Source organism: Tropicimonas sediminicola (assembly GCF_900188335.1).
GTDB lineage: Bacteria > Pseudomonadota > Alphaproteobacteria > Rhodobacterales > Rhodobacteraceae > Tropicimonas > Tropicimonas sediminicola.
In genome coordinates this window covers 24,698-45,168 of sequence record NZ_FZOY01000010.1, presented here as the reverse complement: position 1 = coordinate 45,168, position 20,471 = coordinate 24,698, and the positions used below count along the sequence as shown (strand labels likewise).

General features: G+C 65.1%; 16 protein-coding genes and 1 pseudogene. 10 read left to right on the top strand and 7 right to left on the bottom strand.

The genetic code is table 11. The features are described 5' to 3' along the window. Window positions 1–15 precede the first annotated feature (15 nt). From CHB86_RS20485 to CHB86_RS20465, 5 genes are read left to right on the top strand one after another with little or no spacing between them, the layout of a single operon-like run. A complete protein-coding gene (locus CHB86_RS20485; RefSeq protein ID WP_176442958.1) occupies window positions 16–948 on the top strand; it encodes a hydroxymethylglutaryl-CoA lyase in 933 nt (310 codons plus the stop codon). After that, a complete protein-coding gene (locus CHB86_RS20480) occupies window positions 945–1,784 on the top strand; it encodes a sugar phosphate isomerase/epimerase family protein (protein WP_089234980.1) in 840 nt (279 codons plus the stop codon). Before CHB86_RS20485 ends, CHB86_RS20480 begins: the two co-directional genes overlap by 4 nt. Before the next feature lie 32 nt (window positions 1,785–1,816). Then, window positions 1,817–3,223: an aldehyde dehydrogenase family protein gene (locus CHB86_RS20475; protein ID WP_089234979.1), complete on the top strand. Its 1,407-nt coding sequence runs from the start codon at window positions 1,817–1,819 to the stop codon at window positions 3,221–3,223. After that, window positions 3,223–5,019, top strand: coding sequence for a thiamine pyrophosphate-binding protein (locus CHB86_RS20470; RefSeq protein WP_089234978.1), 1,797 nt, complete (start codon window positions 3,223–3,225; stop codon window positions 5,017–5,019). The genes CHB86_RS20475 and CHB86_RS20470 overlap by 1 nt, the downstream gene beginning before the upstream one ends. 56 nt (window positions 5,020–5,075) lie before the next feature. Further along, window positions 5,076–6,971: a bifunctional sugar phosphate isomerase/epimerase/4-hydroxyphenylpyruvate dioxygenase family protein gene (locus CHB86_RS20465; RefSeq protein ID WP_089234977.1), complete on the top strand. Its 1,896-nt coding sequence runs from the start codon at window positions 5,076–5,078 to the stop codon at window positions 6,969–6,971. A gap of 577 nt (window positions 6,972–7,548) precedes the next feature. Here the strand turns inward: CHB86_RS20465 and CHB86_RS20460 are convergent. After that, window positions 7,549–8,424: a helix-turn-helix domain-containing protein gene (locus CHB86_RS20460; protein ID WP_089234976.1), complete on the bottom strand. Its 876-nt coding sequence runs from the start codon at window positions 8,422–8,424 to the stop codon at window positions 7,549–7,551. Window positions 8,425–8,606: 182 nt separating this feature from the next. Here CHB86_RS20460 and CHB86_RS20455 point away from each other — a divergent pair, with 182 nt between their 5' ends. The 5 genes from CHB86_RS20455 (at window position 8,607) to CHB86_RS20435 (ending at window position 14,563) form a co-directional block, all read left to right on the top strand. Beyond that, on the top strand, window positions 8,607–9,824 hold the full coding sequence (locus CHB86_RS20455; protein ID WP_089234975.1) for an amino acid ABC transporter substrate-binding protein: 1,218 nt from the start codon (window positions 8,607–8,609) through the stop codon (window positions 9,822–9,824). 70 nt (window positions 9,825–9,894) lie between these two features. Next, window positions 9,895–10,755 (top strand): branched-chain amino acid ABC transporter permease, encoded by an 861-nt coding sequence (locus tag CHB86_RS20450; RefSeq protein WP_245838224.1) that lies wholly within the window; start codon window positions 9,895–9,897, stop codon window positions 10,753–10,755. Window position 10,756: 1 nt separating this feature from the next. Further along, a complete protein-coding gene (locus CHB86_RS20445) occupies window positions 10,757–11,665 on the top strand; it encodes a branched-chain amino acid ABC transporter permease (RefSeq protein WP_089234973.1) in 909 nt (302 codons plus the stop codon). After that, window positions 11,662–12,390: an ABC transporter ATP-binding protein gene (locus CHB86_RS20440; RefSeq protein ID WP_089234972.1), complete on the top strand. Its 729-nt coding sequence runs from the start codon at window positions 11,662–11,664 to the stop codon at window positions 12,388–12,390. The genes CHB86_RS20445 and CHB86_RS20440 overlap by 4 nt, the downstream gene beginning before the upstream one ends. Further along, entirely contained in the window at window positions 12,383–14,563 is a 2,181-nt protein-coding gene (locus CHB86_RS20435) for an aldehyde dehydrogenase family protein (protein WP_089234971.1), read from the top strand. The genes CHB86_RS20440 and CHB86_RS20435 overlap by 8 nt, the downstream gene beginning before the upstream one ends. A 728-nt stretch (window positions 14,564–15,291) precedes the next feature. Here CHB86_RS20435 and CHB86_RS20430 read toward each other — a convergent pair. From CHB86_RS20430 to CHB86_RS20405, 6 genes and pseudogenes are all read right to left on the bottom strand, one after another. Continuing rightward, window positions 15,292–15,604: pseudogene (locus CHB86_RS20430) on the bottom strand (transposase); the annotation flags it as partial. Between the two features lie 166 nt (window positions 15,605–15,770). Further along, the gene (locus CHB86_RS20425) at window positions 15,771–16,265 is read right to left on the bottom strand and encodes a ferritin family protein (protein ID WP_089234970.1); all 495 of its coding nucleotides are present in this window, start codon (window positions 16,263–16,265) and stop codon (window positions 15,771–15,773) included. Further along, window positions 16,262–18,058 (bottom strand): FAD-dependent oxidoreductase, encoded by a 1,797-nt coding sequence (locus CHB86_RS20420; protein WP_089234969.1) that lies wholly within the window; start codon window positions 18,056–18,058, stop codon window positions 16,262–16,264. Before CHB86_RS20420 ends, CHB86_RS20425 begins: the two co-directional genes overlap by 4 nt. Window positions 18,059–18,061: 3 nt before the next feature. Continuing rightward, window positions 18,062–19,240 carry an NADH-quinone oxidoreductase subunit D gene (locus CHB86_RS20415; protein WP_089234968.1) on the bottom strand — a complete coding sequence of 393 codons (1,179 nt, stop codon included), beginning with the start codon at window positions 19,238–19,240 and terminating at the stop codon, window positions 18,062–18,064. Between the two features lies 1 nt (window position 19,241). After that, window positions 19,242–19,772 (bottom strand): NADH-quinone oxidoreductase subunit C, encoded by a 531-nt coding sequence (locus CHB86_RS20410; protein ID WP_089235102.1) that lies wholly within the window; start codon window positions 19,770–19,772, stop codon window positions 19,242–19,244. 5 nt (window positions 19,773–19,777) lie between these two features. After that, window positions 19,778–20,470: an NADH-quinone oxidoreductase subunit B gene (locus CHB86_RS20405; protein ID WP_217898351.1), complete on the bottom strand. Its 693-nt coding sequence runs from the start codon at window positions 20,468–20,470 to the stop codon at window positions 19,778–19,780. Window position 20,471 lies beyond the last annotated feature (1 nt).

Sequence of the window (20,471 nt, the reverse complement as noted above, 5' to 3'; positions counted from 1 at the left end):
CCGAGGGAGGATGACGTGTACGGCTTTTCCGGAGATGTGCTGATCGAGGACGAGTTCCTGCGCGACGGGCTGCAGAACGAGAAACGCGTCTTCTCGATCGAGGAAAAGCTGCGGTTCCTTGCCATGCTGGAGGCCGCGGGCGTGCGGCGGATCCAGGTCGGCTCCTTCGTGCACCCCAAGTGGGTGCCGCAGATGGCCGACACCGACGAACTGTTCGGGCGGATCGTGCCGAAGCCGGGCGTCGTCTACACCGCGCTGGTGCTCAACAAGGCGGGGCTGGATCGGGCGCTGGCGGTGGGGGTGCGGCACCTTTCGATCTCCGTCTCCGCCTCCGAGACCCATTCGCGGAAGAACACCAACCGCGGGGTCGACGAAGCGCGCGCGGCGATCGTCCCGACGATCGAGAAGGCGCTGGCCGAAGGCGTCGCGGTCCGCGCGGGCATCCAGTCGGCACTCGGCTGCGGCTTCGAGGGCAGGGTTGACCCGGCCCGGGTGCTCGAAATCGCCTGCGATTTCGCGGCGCTCGGCGTACAGGAGATCAATATCGCGGACACTGCGGGCCTCGCCAACCCGCGGCAGGTGTTCGGACTTTGCACCCGCCTGCAGGACGAGATCGGCCCGGATATCCGGCTGTCGCTGCACCTGCACGACACCCGCGGCCTCGGCATCGCCAACATGGTGGCCGGACTGCAGGCGGGGGTGCGGATTTTCGATGCTGCGCTCGGCGGGCTGGGCGGTTGCCCCTTCATCCCCAAGGCGACCGGCAACATCGCAACCGAGGACGCCGCCTTTGCCTGCGAACAGATGGGACTTGCGACCGGGATCGACTGGACGGCGCTGTGCGCGCCGGTGGCGAAGGCGGAGGCGCTGCTCGAGCGCGCCCTGCCGGCCCGCATCAGCCACGTGCCGCCGCCGCCCTGGGAGCGGACGGAAAAGGAAATGTCATGAGCCACGAATATTCCCTCTCCTACCTGACGGTGCCCGGCGTGACCCCGCCGGAGCAGACCTACATCGCCGCGAGGGCAGGCTACGATTGCGTGAGTTACCGCCTCTTCCATCTCGGCGTGGCCGGCGAACCGGACATCGACCCGACCTCGCCGCAGATCCTGCGCGAGACGAAACGGGCGCTGGCGGAGACGGGGCTCCGGTGCTTCGACATCGAGCTGATGAAGATCGTGCGCGGGCTCGACCCGAAGCAGTTCCTGCCGGCCTTCGAGGCGGGCGGCGAGCTTGGCGCACGCCACGTGATCTGTTCGGCCTGGACCGACGTGCGCAACGACCAGCGCTACATCGTCGATACCTTCGCGGAGATCTGCGACCTCGCCGCGCCCTTCGGCCTGACGGTCAACCTCGAATTCCCGGCCTTCTCCCGGCTGACGACGCTGGAGGAGGTGGTCGAGATCCTCGAGCGGACCGGGCGGCGCAACCAGGGCGTGCTGGTCGACACGCTCTACATGCATTTCAACAAGGCGCCGCTGCTCGCCCTCGAGCGGGTGCCGTCGGAATGGATCAACTTCCTGCACATCTGCGATGCCGAGGACCTCGCCTTCACCAAGGAGGAGATGATCCACATCGCCCGCGACGCCCGGCTCTACCCGGGCGAGGGGGCCATCGACTTCTGGTCGGTCAACTACCTCTTCCCCGACCTGCCGCTCTCCATCGAGTTGCCGCATGCGGCGCGGATGGCGGAATTCGGCCCCGAACAACACGCCCGCAACTGCCTCGAGGCGGCGCATGCCGTCTTCGAGGCCGGGCAGCGGCGCAGCAAGCGTCAGCCGGCCTGAGGCCGTCACACAGGACACCAGGAGGAAACGACATGGCACGAGACATCACCCCCGAGGAAATCGCGACGGTCGACGCGATGCTGGCCCGCGCCCGAAAGGCGATGGAGGAGATGAAGGACTACGACCAGGAGCAGGTGGACCGGCTCGCCCGGGCGCTCGGCTGGAACTGCGGCAACGAGACGACCTTCGTGCGCATCGCCCAGATGGGGGTGGACGAGAGCGGCATCGGAGACCGCGCCGGGCGGGCCGGCAAGCGCTTCAAGGTGCTCGGCGTGCTGCGCGACGCGCTTCGGCAGAAATCGGTCGGGGTGATCGAGGAGGACCCGGAGAAGGGCCTGACCAAGATCGCCAAGCCCGCCGGCGTCATCGCCTCGCTGATCCCGACGACCAACCCCGAGCTCACGCCGCCGGTGACCGGGATCTTAGCGATAAAGTGCAAGGACGCGGTGATCTTCTCGCCGCACCCGCGCGCCAAGGCGACCACCTTCGAGATGGTGCGGGTGATGCGCGAGACGCTGAAGAAGCTTGGCGCGCCCGCGGACATGTTCCAATGCGTCGAGAAGCCCTCGATCCCGATGACGCAATATCTGATGGAGCAGTGCGACCTGACGTTGGCCACCGGCGGCAAGCCGATGGTCAGGGCCGCCTACAGCTCCGGCAAGCCCGCCTACGGCGTCGGCGCGGGCAACTCGACCATGGTGATTGACGAGACCGCCGACATCGCCGAGGCGGCGATGAACTCGCGGATCTCCAAGACCTCGGATTTCGGCTCCGGCTGCTCGGCCGACGGCAACCTGCTGATCGCCGACCAGGTCTACGACCAGATGCGCGACGCGCTGGTGGCCGAGGGCGGCTACCTCTGCGACGCGGGGGAAAAGGCGCTGCTCGAGAAGGCGCTCTGGGACGACGAAGGCCGGCGGACGATCAACACCGTTGCCGTCTCCGCCCAGACCATCGCCGCGATCGCCGGCTTCGAGATCCCGCAAGACCGCAAGTTCATCATGGTCGAGCAGGACGAGATCGGCCCGGAGCACCGGTTCTCCTCCGAGAAGCTCTGCGTGGTCATGGCGCTCTACCGGTTCAGGGACTTCGACGAGGCGCTCGCCAAGGTGCGGGCGATCTTCGACGTCGGCGGCAAGGGCCATTCCTGCGGCATCTATTCCTTCGACGAGGATCGCATCCTGCGCCATGCCGCCAACGCGCCGGTCTCCCGCGTGATGGTTCGCCAGCCGCAGTCCAAGGCCAATGCCGGCAGCTTCGAAAACGGTATGCCGATGACCTCGTCGCTCGGCTGCGGCATCTGGGGCGGCAACATCACCAACGAGAACGTGTCGCTCAAGCACTACATGAACGTCACATGGGTGGCGCGTCCGATCCCGATGGATCGCCCTTCGGACGAGGAACTCTTCGGCGAGTTCTACAACACGGAGGTCATGTGATGGCGAAGGACAACATCGCCCCCGGCAAGGACCTGATGTCCAACCAGATCGTGCGCTACCTCGAGCGGCGCGGCGTCGAGCATATCTTCGGCCTCTGCGGGCACACCAACATCGCGGTGCTCTCGTCGCTGGCCAATTCGAAGATCCGCTTCATCAACGTCCGCCACGAGCAGATCGCGGCCCACGCCGCCGACGGCTACGCGCGGGTGACGGGCAAGGCCTCGGTGCTGCTCTCGCACCTCTCGCCCGGCCTGACGAATGCCGCGACCGGCGTGGCCAACGCCGCGCTCGACTGCATCCCGATGGTGGTGATCGCAGGCGACATCCCGAGCTACTACTACGGCAAGCACCCCCACCAGGAGGTGAACCTGCATGCCGATGCCAGCCAGTACGAGATCTACCGGCCGTTCGTGAAGCGGGCGTGGCGGGTCGATACGCCGGAATTGCTGCCTGAGATCCTCGAAAAGGCGTTCCTGCTGGCCGAGAGCGGTCAGCCCGGCCCGGTGCTGGTGAACGTGCCGATGGACATCTTTTCAGCCGAGATCGACGTGGCGCTCTGGGACAGGCTGAACGGAAACACCAAGGCGCTTGCCAAGCCGTCGATCGACGACGAGACCGCGCGCGAGATCGTCGCCCGGCTGGCCGCCGCCACGTCGCCGCTGCTCTACGTCGGCGGAGGCGTGGCCCTCGCGCGGGCCTACGGCGAGCTGCGGGACTTTGTCGACCACATGCAGATCCCGGTGGCCCATTCGCTCATGGGCAAGGGCGTCCTGCCGGACGATCACCCGCTGGTTCTCGGCATGACAGGTTTCTGGGGCATGAAGTTCACCAACGCGCAGACGCTGGCCGCTGACTGGATCCTTGGCCTCGGCACCCGCTTCAAGGAGGCCGACTGCTCGTCGTGGTATCCCGAGTACACCTTCAACATAGGCGAGGACGGCTCGAAGCTCATCCACATCGACATCGAGCCGCAGGAGATCGGCCGCAACTACCCGACCGAGATCGGCGTGGTGGCGGATCTGAAAGCCGCGCTCAAGGTCCTGAACCGGGTGGCGCGCGAGATGCTGCCCGAAGGCCGCAAGGTACCGGGGCTGGCGGAGCGGATCGCAGCAGAGCGTACGGCTTTCGCCGAGACGAACGCCGAGATGCAACGCTCCGACGCTTTCCCGATGATGCCGGAGCGCATCCTGGCCGACCTGCGGGCGGCGATGCCGCGCGACGCGATCCTCACCTCGGATGTGGGCTGGAACAAGAACGGCGTCGCGCAGCAGTTCGACATCTACGAGCCCGGCACGATCCTGATCCCCGGCGGCTTCGCCACCATGGGCTTCGGCCCGCCGGCGGCCATCGGCGCCAAGATCGCGGCGCCCGAGCGGGTGGTGATCAGCCTCGTCGGCGACGGCGGCTTCGGGCAGAATCCGGCGATGCTGGCCACGGCGGCGGCGGAAAACGCGCCGGTTGTCTGGATCATCATGAACAACAATGCCTACGGCACCATCGCCGGGCTGCAGAAGGCGAACTACGGCCTCACCCACGGCACGACCTTCCCACGGGCTGCGGAACCCGAGGAGCAGACGCCGGACTATGCGATGATCGCCCGGGCCTACGGCTGCGACGGCGTGCGCGTGACCTCGGCGGCGGGCTTCAGGCCGGCCTTGGAGGCGGCGATCGCCAGCGGCCGGCCAACGGTGATCGACGTCGCGATGATCAACAACCCGACACCCACGTCTGGCCACTGGAACATCCTCGACATCTACTCACCGGACGGCAATGCTGGCCACGTGTCGACCGATTGACACATGACGGGCGGCGCGGGTGTCCGCCGCCGCCCGCGCTCTGAAAGGGAGAAGCGATGAAGACCTCCATTGCCACCGTTTCGATTGCCGGCGACCTGCGCGACAAGCTGACTGCCATCGCGGGGGCCGGTTTCGACGGCATCGAGATTTTCGAGCAGGATTTCATCGCCTACAGCGGCTCGCCCACCGAGATCGGCGAGATGGTCCGCGACCACGGGTTGAAGATCGACCTGTTCCAGCCGGTGCGCGATTTCGAGGGCCTGCCTGAGCCGCTTCGCGCCAAGGCCTTCGACCGGATCGAGCGCCGTTTCGACTTGATGGAAGAGCTGGGCACCGACCTGCTGCTGGTCAGCTCCACCACCCATTCCGAAAGCCTGGGCGGTGTCGACCGCTTCGCGGCGGATTTTGGCGAGCTTGGCGAGCGTGCCGCGGCGCGCGGCATGCGGATCGGCTACGAGGCGCGCTCCTGGGGGCGTTTCGTCTCCGACTACCGCGATGCCTGGGAGGTGGTGCGCCGGGCGGACCATCCCGCGGTCGGGCTGATCCTCGATTCCTTCCACACGCTGGCCAAGAAGGTCGATCCGGGCGGCATCCGCGCGATCCCGGGCGACCGCATCTTCCACGTCCAGCTCTCCGACGCACCGATGATCGCGATGGACCTGGAATATATGTCCCGGCACTTCCGCGTGATGCCGGGCGAGGGCGATCTGCCGTTGCTCGATTTCCTCCGCGCCGTCTCCGTGACCGGCTACGACGGACCGTTCAGCCTCGAGATCCTCAACGACCAGCTACGCGGCAGCAGTGCCCGGATCGCGGCGCTCGACGGACACCGCTCGCTGATCTACCTCGCCGACCAGCTGAAGCGCGCCGAGCCGGCGAGGCAGATCACGCTGCCGGACATGCCGCCGAAAGGGCGGGTCAATGGCGTCGAGTTCGTCGAGTTTTCCGCCAGCGACGCGGAGGCCGAGACGCTGGGGCAGATGCTGCACACCCTCGGCTTCGAGCGCGTCGCCCGGCATATCGCGAAATCCGTGTCGCTCTGGCGGCAGGGCAGCATCAACATCGTGATCAACACCGAGCAGGAGGGCTTTGCCCATTCCTCCTATGTCATGCATGGCACCAGCGTCTGTGATATCGGCCTTATGGTCGAGGACGCCGGCGCCACGGTAGAGCGTGCCCGCGCCCTTGGCGCAAACCTCTTCGCCCAGCCGCTCGGCGCCGGGGAACTGGATATTCCGGCGGTGCGCGGCGTCGGCGGCTCGGTCCTGCATTTCCTCGACACGTCCTCGGAACTCGGCCGTGTCTGGGAGGCGGAATTCAAGCCGGTGGACGCGGATGTCGCCGCCAGCCCGACCGGATTGACCCGTATCGACCACGTGGCGCAGGTGATGAAGCACGAGGAAATGCTGACCTGGGCGCTGTTCTACACCTCGATCTTCGAGATCGAGAAGGCGCCCGAGGTGGACGTGGCCGACCCGGGCGGGATCGTGCATTCGCGGGCGCTGCAAAGCGCCGACGGGGCGATCCGCATCACACTGAACGGGGTAGACACCCACCGCACCTTCGCCGGACGGTTCGTGTCCGACAGCTTCGGATCCTCGGTGCAGCACCTTGCCTTCGCGACCTCGGACATCTTCGCGACCGCCGAAAAGCTTGCCGCGAACGGCTTCGAGAGCCTGCCGATTCCGACCAACTACTATGGAGAGATCGAGTCGCGGTTCGGGCTGACGAGCGATTTCGTGGCTGCGCTCAGGGCCGCCAACATCCTCTACGACGAGGACGGCGCTGGCGGGTCGTATTTCCAACTCTACTCGCGCCCTTACGGCGACGGGTTCTTCTTCGAGATCATCGAGCGACGAGGCGGCTATGACGGCTACGGCGCGCCGAACGCGCCCTATCGCACAGCGGCGCTGAAGCGGCTTTCCAGGCCAGCGGGTATGCCCCGCCGCTAGGCAGCTGCGAAAGGGCGGCCACTCCGTCGGCCGGTCAACGATCCCAATGCGGCCGGCCTGGATCATCATGAACGTCGCAGACATTGTTGATGTAAGTGGTGAGGGGGGGCGGAGTCGAACCACCGGCACGAGGATTTTCAATCCATCTTAGGCCGGGATGCGGGAGGCGTTTCGCCTGCTGGTGATCACCCTTGAGTTAGGACTGTCGTTTATGTTGCGACAACGTAAACGCGCGCATTGTGGCCGTTTGCACACTACACAGGGGGACGCTGGCACATTCGCTATCCCGCAAATTGTCCGCGGCCTTTCCAGTCGGTTTCGAGGCAAGCTCCTGGTGTTTAACGGGAGTTCTGGCAACTGAGGGGACGACGTCCTCAATCGGTGCCGATGGACAACCCGGGTGCATACTTCTTCCAAAGCGTGCATCCGTCGTAGCCGCGGCAAGGTACAAATTGGCTGGTGAACAGCCGTTCGTTTCAATCGCGTCCAACGCCTTCTTCGCCATGCGGAGATGCCATTGTCCTTTGGGTGAGTTCCGATCGTATGACGGTTCATTGGTCACTTCGATCGCGCTGTGTCATGGCCAGGCCGCATATGACAACTCACCCTTCTCCCGGCGTGCCTTTGCTGTGCGGCGGAACCGGGCGGGGCTCTCGCCTCGGTGTCGGGTGAAGAACCGGGTGAAATAGGCGGGATCCGAGAAACCAAGCCGAAATGCGATCTGGCCGACTGGCATGCCGGTATTGGTCAGAAGTTCCGATGCCTCCCGGATCAGAAGCAGATGCAAGTAGGATTGCGGCGAATGCCCGGTAGCTCGACGCACCGCCGTCCCCAAGCGGTCTCGGCTTACTCCCAGTGCCTGCGCATAGTCGCCAACCGCCATATGTTCGCGCAGCCTCTGGCCGGCCAGCAGGACGAACCGCTCCGCGAGGCCCTGCGGTGCCCGCCCATGCGCGGCAAGATCGGCCCGCGCCAATCGCCATAGCTGAACCAGCAACAGCGACAGGTAGTGCCCGGCGGCCACATACGCCGCGGGTTCGGCCTCGGCGCGTTCCATCTCCAATCCCTGGATCAGGGTATCGATCTGCCCTCCGGCAGCGTAGGGAAATGACTGATCCTGCCCAAGCGTCCGGCGGATTTGCTCGCCAAGCGGTGTCGTCGGAAGCGCCGCGGCGAGCGCGAGGGCAGGCATCGCAACGATACTCGCCCGCGTGCCGCCTTCGGCGACCAGTTCCCGGTCCGCTGCCTCAGGGCGCAATATGAGGCGCGGGCCGTCGAAGGTGCCACGATCCCCTCCGGCCGTGTCTCGCAGGTGAACCTGCCCGGCGGCGATCCGTAGCAGGTAAGCCGAGCCTTCCGGCAGGGACAGTCCTACACGGGTCAGCGGGCTCCGTATGTGATGTATGCGCGCTGTCGACTGTCGAGACGATGCGCCTGTCAGGGATTGGGGCATGTCCGATTTCCACGCGACAGAAGAGAGGTCCGGCACAGCATAGGTGCAATTCTTGGCCGCATGAGTGCATTTCTGCAAGTCTCGCTTCAGTCTACGCTATTACAGCGGTCGGCTTCGCGGGGAGGAAAGCGGGGACGGCGCGAAAGAACAGGCCCGCGGGATGGGCCGCAAGGGAGGACACCATGACCGATATTTCGCGGCGCGTGACGCTGCGCGCCATTGCCATTTGTTCGACGGCTGCGGCCGCCCTTCTGGCTGGCCCCTCGGGAGCTCAGGACGACAAGGTCACGATCGGCTATGCAGTGGCCCGGACCGGGCCAAACGCGACCGGCGCGGGCATCACTACGATCCCGAATTACGAGCTTTGGGTGAAGACCGTCAACGAAGCCGGTGGTCTGGCGATGCCCGACGGATCGAGAAAGATGATCGAGGTCGTCGAATACGACAATCGCTCCTCCAACGAGGATCTTGTGCGTGCCATCGAACGGTTGGCGAGCCAGGACGAGGTTGACCTTATCCTGCCACCCTGGGGCACAGGCTCTAACCTCGCGGTCGCCCCGCTCTTCGCACGGTTCGGCTATCCGCAGCTTGCGGTGACGGCCGTGACCGACAAGGCGCCCGAGTTCGTGAAACGCTGGGACAGGAGTTTCTGGCTCCTTGGCGGTGGGCACGACTATGCCAAGGGCCTTGTCGATGTCCTTGCCGCGGCGCGGGACGCTGGAACGATCAATGACAAGATCGCGGCTGTCTCGGTCGCGGACGGTTTCGGGATCGACCTGATCAACGGGGCGCGGCCAGCCTTCGAGGAAGCCGGGTTCGAGCTCGTCTACGACGAGAGCTACCCGCTCGGCACTTCGGACTTCGCCGCGATCCTGAGCGAGGCGCAGGCCTCGGGTGCCGACAGTTTCGTTGCCTTTTCCTACCCGCCGGGCAGCTTCGGCATGACCAAGACGGCGCAGTCGATGGGCTACAACCCAAAAGTATTCTACATCTCCGTAGGTGGGGCCTTCCCGATCTATCCCGGCATCGCCGACGGAAAGGCCGAAGGCGTGATGGCAATTGGTGGCGTCGACGCCGACAGCCTTGCGGTTCAGGACTATTTCGCGCGCCATACCGAGATTGTCGGCAACCCGCCCGACAGCTGGGCCAGCGCGATCACCTATGCGTCACTTCAGATACTCGAACAGGCTGTCGCGCGCGTTGGCCTGGATCACGAGGCGCTCGCCGCGGAAATCTCGACCGGCAGTTTCGACACGGTCGTCGGCGAGGTCAAGCTAGAGGACAACCAGTTGCGCGACCTGTGGTGGGTTGGCCAGTGGCAGGGTGGCTCTTTCCGCGCAATCAACCCGGCCGATCGGGCAGGGGCCTCCGAACCGATGATCCCGAAACCCGACTGGTAGGACCGGCGATCCATTCCGATGCGGGCCGGAGCCGGCCCGCATCATGTTCCGGCGACAGGAAAAAACACTTGTGACGATACTTATTCTCGGCCTGGTGCTGGGCGGCACCTATGCGCTCCTGGCCCTGGGCCTGACCCTTCAGTACGGCATCAGCCGGATCATGAATCTTGCCTATGGCGAGTTGACCTTGGCGGCTGCTTTCGTCCTCGTCGCGCTGTTCCGTGCAACCGGCCTGTCGCCCATCGCCGCGATCGTGATGATCGCTCCGGCGGGTTACGTGGTGGGCTGGTTTCTTTACGCAGTAATGATGCGCCCGCTCGTCGCGCGCTCTGGCGCAGGCGGGAGGCTGGAAGTCGATTCTATCCTCGCCACTTTCGGCCTCCTGTTCCTGATCCAGGGTGTCCTGCTCGTAGCCTTCGGCTCGAACTTCACATCGATCTCCTACCTCGACCGCGGCGTGTCTGTCTTCGGCGTGCCGGTCGCCCTCAATCGCCTCATCGCCTTCGCAATCTGCGTGACCGCGGGTGGCGCGCTTGTAGTCGCGCTGGCGCGAACACGCTGGGGGCTTACCCTGCGTGCGGTCGCGCAGACGCCAGGCTCTGCTCCGCTCGTCGGCATCGACGTGAACCGGGTGGCCCGGCAGGGCTTTGCGCTGGGCACCGCGCTGGCCGCAACGGGTGGCGCCACCATCGCCATGTACCAGACCTTCTCCGCCAATGACGGCGTCATCTTCACAATGAAGGCGCTGGTGATCGTCATCATGGGCGGTGTTGGCAATGTCGCGGGTGCGCTTGCGGCCGGTTTCGCGCTTGGCCTCGTGGAGACGTTCGTCGCCACCGCGATAGATCCCGGACTGACACTCGCCGCGACATTCGCGATCTTCCTCGCTGTTCTTCTGTGGCGGCCGCAGGGTCTGTTCGGGAGGGGGTGAGATGAAGCTGATCTTGCCCGTTCTCGCCCTCGCGCTGCTCGCTGCTGCTCCGTTCGCCCTGTCCGACTACGGGTTGGGTTTGCTGATCGGCGCTGTGACCTACACCACTTTGGCCAGCAGCTGGGCGCTGTTTTCCGGGCATACGGGCTACATTTCGCTCGCAACCGTCGCCTTTTACGGAACCGGGGCCTACACGGTTGCAGTGCTGAATGAGGCGTTGCCCTATCCGCTCGTTCTGCTCGCCGCAGCGCTGGTCGGCGCCACGATGGCACTGGTTGTCGGGCTTTCGACGCTTCGCCTCGCGGGGGTCTACTTTGTGATCTTCACCTTCGGGCTGGCCGAACTCGTCCGCCAGCTTATCACCTGGTACGAGGTCAACGTCACCGGCACGCTCGGGCGCTATATCTTCCTCGATGTGACCGCGCGTGGGATCTACTGGCAGATGCTGGCGCTCGGTGCCGTAACCATCGGCCTGACGGCGCTCATCCACCGTTCCCGGCTCGGCCTCGCGCTTCGCGTGATCGGCGATGACGAGGTGGTGGCGGCGCATTCCGGCATCCCCCTCGCGCGCACGAAGCTTGTAGCTTTCGTGCTCTCGGCCACGATCCTGACGCTTGCAGGCGCAATCGCGAGTCCGCGTTGGGTCTATGTGGAGCCCGCGATCGTCTTCAATCCAACGGTGAGTTTCCTGACCGTCATTATGGCGCTCCTGGGCGGGGCCAACCGGCTCTGGGGACCGGCGCTTGGCGCGGTGCCGCTGTTCCTGGCTTTCGAATGGCTGTCGGTGAAGCTTCCCGACACCTACCCGATCTTCCTTGGCTTTCTGTTCATCGGCGTTGTCTTCGCGCTGCCAGATGGCGTGCTGGCCGGGATCGAGCGGCTGCGCCAGCGCAGAGAGGGAGCAGGATGACGTTGCTTTCCATCGACAATGTTACCAAGCGTTTCGGTGGCTTGACCGCTGTGGACGCGGTCTCTTTTGACATCGCCGAAGGCGAGATCATGGGGCTGCTCGGCCCGAACGGCTCGGGAAAGACGACGCTGGTGAATCTGGTCTCAGGCGACCTTTCTGCAGATGGCGGAAGGATTACGCTTGCCGGCACGACCCTGACCGGCCGGAGGCCGGATCAGATAGCCCGCGTCGGCGTGGCACGCACCTTCCAGCTGGTGCGAATCCTGCCCTCGCTGACGCTGACCGAGAACGTGATGGTCCCCGCCGTCTTCGGCGCCAAGTCCCATTGGGGAGCGGCAGCGCACGAGGTCGCGCAGGCCGCTCTGGAACAGGTTGGCCTCGCCAGGCGTGCCTCCTCTAACGCCGGAGAACTGACCTATATCGACCAGAAGCGGTTGGAACTCGCCCGCGCGCTCGCCGCCGAGCCGAAGCTGCTCTTGCTGGACGAATGGCTCGCCGGGCTGAACCCGACCGAACTTGGCGAAGGGGTTGCTCTGATCCGCTCGCTTGCCGATAGCGGGATAACGATCCTGATGGTCGAACATATCATGGAGGCGGTGCGCGCGCTCTGCCCGCGGGTGGCGGTCATGAATTCCGGCAGGCTCATCGCCGATGAGGCGACGGAAGTTGCGCTGACCGACCCGCATGTCATCGCGGCCTATCTCGGGGAGGGCGAAGATGCTTGAGGTCGAGGCCCTGACCGTCGCCTTCGGCAAGCACGTCGCGCTCGATGGCGTTTCGATCCGGGTGGAACCCGGCGAGATGGTCGCCATCCTCGGCGCCAACGGGGCGGGCAAATCCTCGCTCCTCGGCGCCGTCGGCGGTCGGGTGCGGCCGTCTGCGGGGGCGATCAGGTACCGAGGTGCCGACCTTCTCGCCCTGCCGCAACATGCGCTTGTAGAGGAAGGTATCGCGCTTGTGCCCGAGGGGCGGGGCATCTTCCCCGGCCTGAGCGTGGCGGAGAACCTCGCGCTCGGTGCCCGACCGTCACGCGCGCGTGACAAGGCGGCCGCCACCCGCGAGCAGATCTTCGCACTCTTCCCCAAGCTTGCCGAGCGGCTCGGACAGGTCGCCGGCACGATGTCTGGCGGCGAACAGCAGATGGTAGCCATCGGCCGAGCCCTCATGTCGGCACCCGACCTGCTGCTTCTCGACGAGCCATCGCTCGGACTCGCGCCTATCGTGGTCCAGGAGGTCTTCGCCGCGTTGGCGCGGATCCGGGAAACCGGCCTCACCATCGTGATCGTCGAGCAGAATGCCCGCGCGACCCTCGCGCTTGCCGACCGCGCCTACCTGATCGAAGCCGGGCGGATCACCGGCTCCGGCCCCGCTGAGACCCTTCGAACCGACCCTGCAGTCGTGCGCGCCTTCCTCGGCGGCACGGCGGAGCCTGAAGAAAGGACCCGTCCCGTGGAAAGCCTGAACCTCTATATCAACGGACAACACCAGCCAGCCGAAGGGGATCGGCGGTTCACCCGGAGCAACCCTGTCAGTGGTGAAACCGTGACCGAAGCCGCTGCAGCGAGTCTGGCCGATGCGGAGCGGGCGGTGGACGCCGCCGCGCGCGCCTTTCCAGCCTGGGCGGCAACCGGGCCAGGGGATCGCAGGGCCCTGTTGCTTGCCGCTGCGGAGAACCTCAAGGCGCGCGCCGACGACATCGTGGCCGCGATGAAAGACGAGGTTGGTGCGACCGAAGGCTGGGCGCGGTTCAACGTGATGCTCGCCGCCGACATGTTGGTCGAGGCCGCGAGCCTGACGACCCGGATCACCGGCGAGATTCTTCCCTCGAACCGCCCCGGTTCCACGGCCTTCGCGATCCGGCAACCTGCGGGCGTGGTGTTGGCAATGGCGCCCTGGAACGCGCCGGTGATCCTTGGCGTTCGCGCCATCGCCACGCCGCTGGCCTGCGGCAATACGGTTGTAATGAAATCCTCCGAACTTTGCCCGCGCGTGCATGCGCTGGTGGTCCAGTCCGTGGCGGAGGCCGGCTTTCCCGAGGGTGTGCTCAACGCCATTTCCAACGACCCAAACGATGCGCCGGAGATCGTCGAGGCGCTGATCGCCAATCCGGCGGTGCGGCGAGTCAACTTCACCGGCTCGACGCGTGTTGGCAAGGTGATCGGGGAATTGGCCGGGCGTCATCTGAAGCCGGCGCTATTGGAGCTCGGTGGCAAAGCGCCGATGATTGTTCTCGAAGATGCCGATATCAAGGCCGCGGTCGCCGCCGCGGGTTTCGGCGCCTACATGAACCAGGGCCAGATCTGCATGTCGACCGAACGGATCATCGCGGTGGGCGCCGCCGGCGACGCATTTGTCGAGGCCTTTCAGGCCAAAGTGGCAGACCTGACCGCCGGCGATCCGCGCGAGGGCGACCAGCCGCTTGGCTCGCTTGTGTCAGCCGGGGCCGCGAACCGGGTGCGCGGCCTCATCCAGGACGCCGTGGACAAGGGGGCCACGCTGATCGCGGGCGGCGGCGACGGCACGATCCTGAATGCCGCCGCGCTCGACAACGTGACACCCGAGATGCGCATATATTCCGAGGAAAGCTTCGGCCCGGTTGTCGCGATCATCCGCGCCGCCTCGGTGGACGAAGCCGTTCGGATCGCCAATGAAAGCGAGTTCGGCCTGTCCTCGGCTGTCTTTGGCCGTGACATCATGCGGGCGCTCGAGGTGGCACGGCGGATCGAAAGCGGCATTTGCCATGTCAACGGCCCGACCGTCCATGACGAGGCGCAAATGCCCTTCGGCGGGGTCAAGGCTTCAGGCTATGGCCGGTTCGGCGGCACCTGGGGGATCGCCGAGTTCACCGAATTGCGGTGGATTACGCTGCAGGATGGCGAACTCCATTACCCGATTTGACCGGCGGTTACTCGTAAGGGCAATTTCGGAAACGCCAACCAGGCGGGCTCAAGGCGAAAGGCCGCCGATTGAACGGTATGGCGTAAATGAGCTGCTTCAGGCCGGCCACGCTGGCCTGCCCCCATCGGTGGTCCGGTTTCAGTCATAGTGCATGATGGGCTGCAGCTGCCCTGAACGTTGGACCACCCGAAGCTGGAAATTCCGGCGCTTGCAGCCGGCGAAGTCGTGGCCAGCGTGGACGCTTGGAATGCGAACTCGGCCTCGACGCACGTCGTGTCTCGTCGAAGGCCACGATCATCGTGTAGCGGCTGACTTCAACCCGCTGAAAAGCGCGAACGCCGGCAATTCCGCCGAGCTTCGTGAATCCAAAACTACATAGAACGCGTTGGCTGAGGTTGCGCTCGGAGTGGCGACATCAATTCCAAGGAGAAATCAGGGTTCATTCGGCGAGATCCGATGTTGAAGTTTTCCGAACCGTCGCCAACAGCGCTTCAACCACGCGACCGGCCCCGAGCAAACCCCTTTGAATTGACCGCGCCGCTTTGGGGCATCACCAGACCCGCCATTCATCTAAGATGCAGCATTCCGTTGGCAGCTTTGCGATAGTTTTAAGATTGTCGGCAACGGGCTCTGTTGCACAAATCGGCTGATGTCCGTGGCTCCCCCTTCTTCGAACAGACATATCCCACCGCCTCCGTGATCGAGTTGCCAGGCGCGGTGTAGCCGTTCGGGATGACGGCATGGGCGCTGCGGTCAGCGATGAAATGGTGGCATTTGTGGGTATCGCAGGCGCAATCTGCCGTAACGGCCGATCTACCGGTCGTTCGGGATCTCGCCGAGCGGGTCTGGTAACACCGGTGCGTCGCCGATGTGGCTCCCGGTGATCTCCACCGTCCGAACCTCCAGCGTTTCCTCTTCGATCCCAAGGTGGATCCTGCGCCAGACGCGTCGTTTGGGGCCACCATGCTTGCGGGCGTGCCGCGCGCCTTCGCCCTCGACCTTGATGGCGGTGCTGTCAATCAGCAGGGGCATCGTCCACTTGCCGGTCTTCACCGACCTCCACCGCCTACTCTCGCCGCCAAACGTTACGGGTCAGTTGCACGAGTGCGGCAGGGAGATCAACGCCACGAGGGTCCGTGTCCGGAGGTGCCGGGTCGCGCCCACGTTCACCGCCGACCTTCGCATATGCTTGCTGCCACGGGACCGATCAAACACCTCCGGAATGAACTGTTTCGTAGTAGATCTTTTCCAGTTCCGCCTTGTGCTTGGTTTCCTCGTTCGCGAGGAAGACGAATGCATCCTTCAGCGGACCGGCAGGGGTGCTTTGGGCCAGTTCGGTGTACTGGTCCATCGCGGCGCTTTCGCGCATGAGTGCATATTGCAGGACCGCCTGGTCATCGGGATTGGGTCCAAGATCCGGCGTGTGCACGCAATCGGAGAACTTGCCATCGGCCACCGGGCGGGCGATCTCCGCCGCCATGATGGCGTCAACTTCCGGGTTCTTCGACAGGTTGGTGAACAGCTCCACATGCTCCAACTCTTCCTCGGCCAGTTCTTCGACCAGCCAGCGGATGTCCTTGGAAACGTTCGGGATCAACTCGGTATAGAAGCGATGTGCGACCTTCTCGAATTCCGTCGCCGTTTCGAATATCTCTCGAACTGTCGCCTTTCCAGTCAGTTTCGCCTTGTTCGTCTCGCTCATTGTGCAACCTCCCGTGCTGCGAGTTTCTCCATCACCGTCCGCGCCACCCGGTGACCGTCGGCAACGGCACTGATGACATCCGGGCCCTTGACCGCATCGCCTGCAGCGAAGAGCCACGGCTCCGAGGTCCGGAATGCTGTGTCGATCTTGATCCGTCCACGGTTCCACTCCAGCGCCTCGGTCAACGCTGCGCCGAGCAGCGACGTGTCCGCCGCCTGACCGATCGCCTCGATCACCATGCTGCCCGCGTGGACGCGCTCGTCGCTCTGGTCGTAGGCGGGGGCGAAGCGGCCCTCGGCGTCGAAGATCGACTTGACCCGCCAGGTGCGCAGCCCGGTGACCTTGCCCTCGGCATCGCGCATCACTTCCTGTGGCCCGCGGGCGTCGAAGATCTTCACACCCTCCTCGCGGCTTTCCACGACCTCCTCGGGGTCGGCGAGGAAATGGTCGATGTCTTCGAGGGCGGTCAGGGTGATGCCGACCTTGCCGAATTCCGCCTTCTGCAGCCGCGCCATCGAGCGGGCGATGTCCATCGCCACGTTGCCGCCGCCGATCACCACGATCTGCTCGGCCAGCGGCACTTTCTCGCCGTCGGTGATCCGCCGCAGCAGGTCCACCGCCTTTTCGACGCCGGCACCCTCGGTTCCGGGCACGCGGGTCGAGCGGCCCATGTGCAGGCCGATGGTGAGGACGACGGCGTCGTGGTCGCGGCGAAGCTCGTCCATCGTCACGTCGCGCCCGACACGGCAATTGGTGCGGATCTCCACGCCCATCGCCTCGATCACGCCGATGTCGCGGTCGAGCGCGTCGTATGGCAGACGGTATTCGGGGATGCCGTAACGCATCATCCCGCCGGCGTGCGCGAGCGCCTCGTAGACCACCACGCCGTGGCCGGCGCGGGCCAGGTCGAAGGCCGCCGTCAGCCCGGCTGGACCGGCGCCGATGATCGCGACCTTGCGGCCGGTCGGCTCTGCCGGTTGGCCGATCAGCTCGATGCGCCGGTCGAACGGCACCTCGTCGATGATGTGGCGCTTGAGCCAGCGGATGGCGATCGGGTCGCCCTCGTGCAGCGCGGCGCAGGACCCTTCGCATTTGTGGGTGCAGACGCGGCCGCAGACCTCCGAGAACGGGTTGGTCTCGTAGAGCAGCTGCAGCCCGCGGTCGTAGTCCTGGTCCCGCACTGCAGCGATGTAGTCGGGGATCGACATGTGAGCCGGGCAAGTTGCGACGCAGAGGCCGCATTCGACGCAGCGATCCGCCTCGAGGATCGCCTCGGCGCGGCTGTAGCCCGCGACGATCTCGTCGAAATTGCCGATGCGCGCTTCGGGCTCCATCTCTTCCATGTGAATCCGCTCGATGCCCGAGAGCACCCGCTTGCCCTCGCGCTCGTAGCCTTCCTCGTCGTCTTTCCATGGCTCCTCGAGGCCCGGCACGAAGCGGAAGGCGTCGGGGTCGGTGTCCACCCAGGTGTACTCGTTGGACATGGTGAGCGAGCCGGTCATGCAGACGTCGACGCAGAGCGCGCACCAGCAGCAGCGGCCGTAGTCGATCTGTGGCTTCAACCCGGAGTTGCCCTTCTCGGGGTCGTATCCGGCGACCGCCACCATGTCGATCGCGCCGTTCTGGCAGATCGCCTCGCAGGTGCCGCAACCGATGCAGGTGTCGAGATCGTTCTGGTGGAAGCCGCGGTAGCGTTCCGCGGCGGGGCGGCCGATTGGCTGCTTGATGGTGACCGGATCGTCGAAGACATGCTTCCACACGGTGAAGGGGGTGAGAACCTCGCGCAGGCCCATGGCTTACCTCTCGATCTCGGGGGGATAGGTGTGCAGCGACACCATCAGTGCCGCAACGTCTGAGATGTTCGTGCCCGGAATCAGGTGTTCCAGCAGCGCCATCGCGTGGGTGTAGCTCGGCCCGCGCACGTTGATCCGGCGCGGGTAGCCGGTGCCGTCGGTGACGAGGTAGTAGCCATATTCGCCGCGCGAGCACTCGCCCTTGATGTAGGTCTCGCCGCGCGGGATCTTCCAGTGAAGTACATTGGGGATCTTGGCCATCGCCGGGCCGGTCTTCGGCATCTTCTTCAGGATCTGGCGGATCAGGTCGATCGAGGTCTGAACATCTGCGCGGCGCACTGTGGCGCGGGCGAATATGTCGCTGTCGGTCGCGGTGGCCACTTCGAAATCGAGCTGGTCGTAGACGAGGTAGGGGCTGTCCTTGCGGAGGTCCTTTGCCACGCCGCCGGCGCGCGCGTTCGGGCCGGTCACGCCATAGGGCTCGAAGAGGGCAGGGTCGATCACGCCGACCCCCTTGGTGCGGGTCTTGAAGACCGAGTTGGAGAACATCACCCTGTCGATATCGGCAAGGTAACGCTCGGCGGTGTCGAGCACCTCCTCCATGCGCCCTTCGAAGCCCTCGGGCAGATGCCCGCGCACGCCGCCGGGCAGGATGAACATGTGGTAGATGCGGGCGCCGGTCAGCTCCTCGAACCGGTCGAGCATGAGGTCACGCACGTAGGTCATCCACTGGCCGGTGATCCCGAGGCCGAGCGCTCCGCCGATGCCGCCGAGGAACATCATGTAGCTGTTGAAACGGCCCATCTCGAGGATAAGCGTCCGCATCCACTGGGCGTATTCCGGCGCCTCGATGCCGGCGAGATCCTCGACCGCGGCGGCATAGCAATATTCGTTGAAGTCGGGCTCGGGCACGCAGACCCGGCAGACGATGGGGAACACCTGGATGAAGGTTCGCCGCTCCATCAGCTTTTCGAAGCCGCGGTGCAGGTAGCCGACGTGGGTCTTTCCCTCGACCACCTCGTCGCCGCAGACCGTCAACTCAACCGACATGTTGCCGGTGATTCCGGGGTGGTTCGGGCCTTGCCAGAGCTTGAGATACTTGCCGGTCTCGAGGTCGATCTGCAGTTTCCCGTCGGGGCCGGGCGCCGGATACTGGCTGCGGTCGGGCTTGAAGCTGAACATGTTACACCCCGTCCGGATAAAGTTTCGATTTCATGTATTCGCGCGGGTCGTGGGTGACCCGGCCCGGGCGCTCGGCATAGGTCTGCTGCGAGTAGGCGAGGCTGTCGAAGTCGCGCCGGTAGGGCGGAAGGTCGGTCCAGCCCTCGAGGATGAACTCCTCGTCGAGCCGCGGCGACCCTGGGAAGTCGATGCCGAACATTTCCTTCAGTTCGCGCTGGTAGGTGGCGGCGGTCGGCCACATGTCGTGGATGGTGTCGCCCTGCGCCTCTTCCCTGTCGATCATCACGCGGATGCCGAGGGTCAGGTCCCTGCCGCGGTTGTTGAGCATGTAGGTGAGCTGGAAGAGGCCGTCCTCCATCCAGTCCACCGCCGTCAGCAGCACGAGGTGGGTGAAGCCATGCGTGTCGCGAAGTTCCAGCAGCAGCCCGCGCAGGTTCTCGCGGGGCACGGTGACGAAGGCCAGGCCACCCTTGCGGGGCTCGAGGGGCCCGAGGCGATGGCGTTGCTTGAGAAGGGCATGAATGTCGCGCATGTCGCTCACCAGTTGTAATCCGGCATGTCCCAGTCCTTGATCACGGACTTCTGGTTTGCCTTGTAGGTCGCGAAGTTCTCCGCATATTTGTTGGCGCCTTCGCACTTGCCTGCCTTGATCAGCTTCTTCAGTTCCATGAAGCCCGCGAGCAGCGCCTCGGGGCGGGGCATGCAGCCGGCGATGTAGAGGTCCACCGGCAGGTACTGGTCGAGCCGCTTGATGGTGTTGTAGCTGTCCCAGTACATTCCGCCGTTGATCGTGCAGGAGCCGAGGCCGACGACGTATTTGGGGCCCTGCATCTGCTCATAGGCGCGGATCGCGCGCTTCAGCGTCTTTACCGAGAGATAGCCCGAGATCATCAGCAGGTTCGACTGCCGCGGGGTGGGCCGCCACTGAATGCCGTAGCGGTAGGCATCGAAGCGCGGCGTCATCAGCGGGCGCATCTCGATGGCGCCGCAGCCGGTGCCGAAGCCGAGAATCCAGAGCGAGTTGGCGCGCGCCCAGTTGTAGAAATCCTCGACGATCGGGAAGTAGGACTTCGCGTGCACCTTGGGCGCCGCCTCGCAGAAGTAGTCCTTCAGCGGCTCGATCTCGATCTCCTGCCCGTCGGGCGTGGTGACCTTGCGGGGGCGGAGCTCTTCCCGCAGCGGAACCGTCCTGTCCAGGTTCTTGAGGAACTTGTCGTCAACGTCTTTCATG

Excerpts from the sequence above, each read along its gene's own strand:
- CHB86_RS20435 (WP_089234971.1), top strand. The coding sequence starts at position 12,383 with ATGCTTGAGGTCGAGGCCCTGACCGTCGCCTTCGGCAAGCACGTCGCG.
- CHB86_RS20475 (WP_089234979.1), top strand. The coding sequence starts at position 1,817 with ATGGCACGAGACATCACCCCCGAGGAAATCGCGACGGTCGACGCGATG.
- CHB86_RS20415 (WP_089234968.1), bottom strand. The coding sequence starts at position 19,240 with ATGTTCAGCTTCAAGCCCGACCGCAGCCAGTATCCGGCGCCCGGCCCC.
- CHB86_RS20420 (WP_089234969.1), bottom strand. The coding sequence starts at position 18,058 with ATGGGCCTGCGCGAGGTTCTCACCCCCTTCACCGTGTGGAAGCATGTC.
- CHB86_RS20445 (WP_089234973.1), top strand. The coding sequence starts at position 10,757 with ATGAAGCTGATCTTGCCCGTTCTCGCCCTCGCGCTGCTCGCTGCTGCT.
- CHB86_RS20410 (WP_089235102.1), bottom strand. The coding sequence starts at position 19,772 with ATGCGCGACATTCATGCCCTTCTCAAGCAACGCCATCGCCTCGGGCCC.
- CHB86_RS20455 (WP_089234975.1), top strand. The coding sequence starts at position 8,607 with ATGACCGATATTTCGCGGCGCGTGACGCTGCGCGCCATTGCCATTTGT.
- CHB86_RS20425 (WP_089234970.1), bottom strand. The coding sequence starts at position 16,265 with ATGAGCGAGACGAACAAGGCGAAACTGACTGGAAAGGCGACAGTTCGA.
- CHB86_RS20440 (WP_089234972.1), top strand. The coding sequence starts at position 11,662 with ATGACGTTGCTTTCCATCGACAATGTTACCAAGCGTTTCGGTGGCTTG.
- CHB86_RS20470 (WP_089234978.1), top strand. The coding sequence starts at position 3,223 with ATGGCGAAGGACAACATCGCCCCCGGCAAGGACCTGATGTCCAACCAG.
- CHB86_RS20465 (WP_089234977.1), top strand. The coding sequence starts at position 5,076 with ATGAAGACCTCCATTGCCACCGTTTCGATTGCCGGCGACCTGCGCGAC.
- CHB86_RS20460 (WP_089234976.1), bottom strand. The coding sequence starts at position 8,424 with ATGCCCCAATCCCTGACAGGCGCATCGTCTCGACAGTCGACAGCGCGC.
- CHB86_RS20480 (WP_089234980.1), top strand. The coding sequence starts at position 945 with ATGAGCCACGAATATTCCCTCTCCTACCTGACGGTGCCCGGCGTGACC.
- CHB86_RS20405 (WP_217898351.1), bottom strand. The coding sequence starts at position 20,470 with ATGAAAGACGTTGACGACAAGTTCCTCAAGAACCTGGACAGGACGGTT.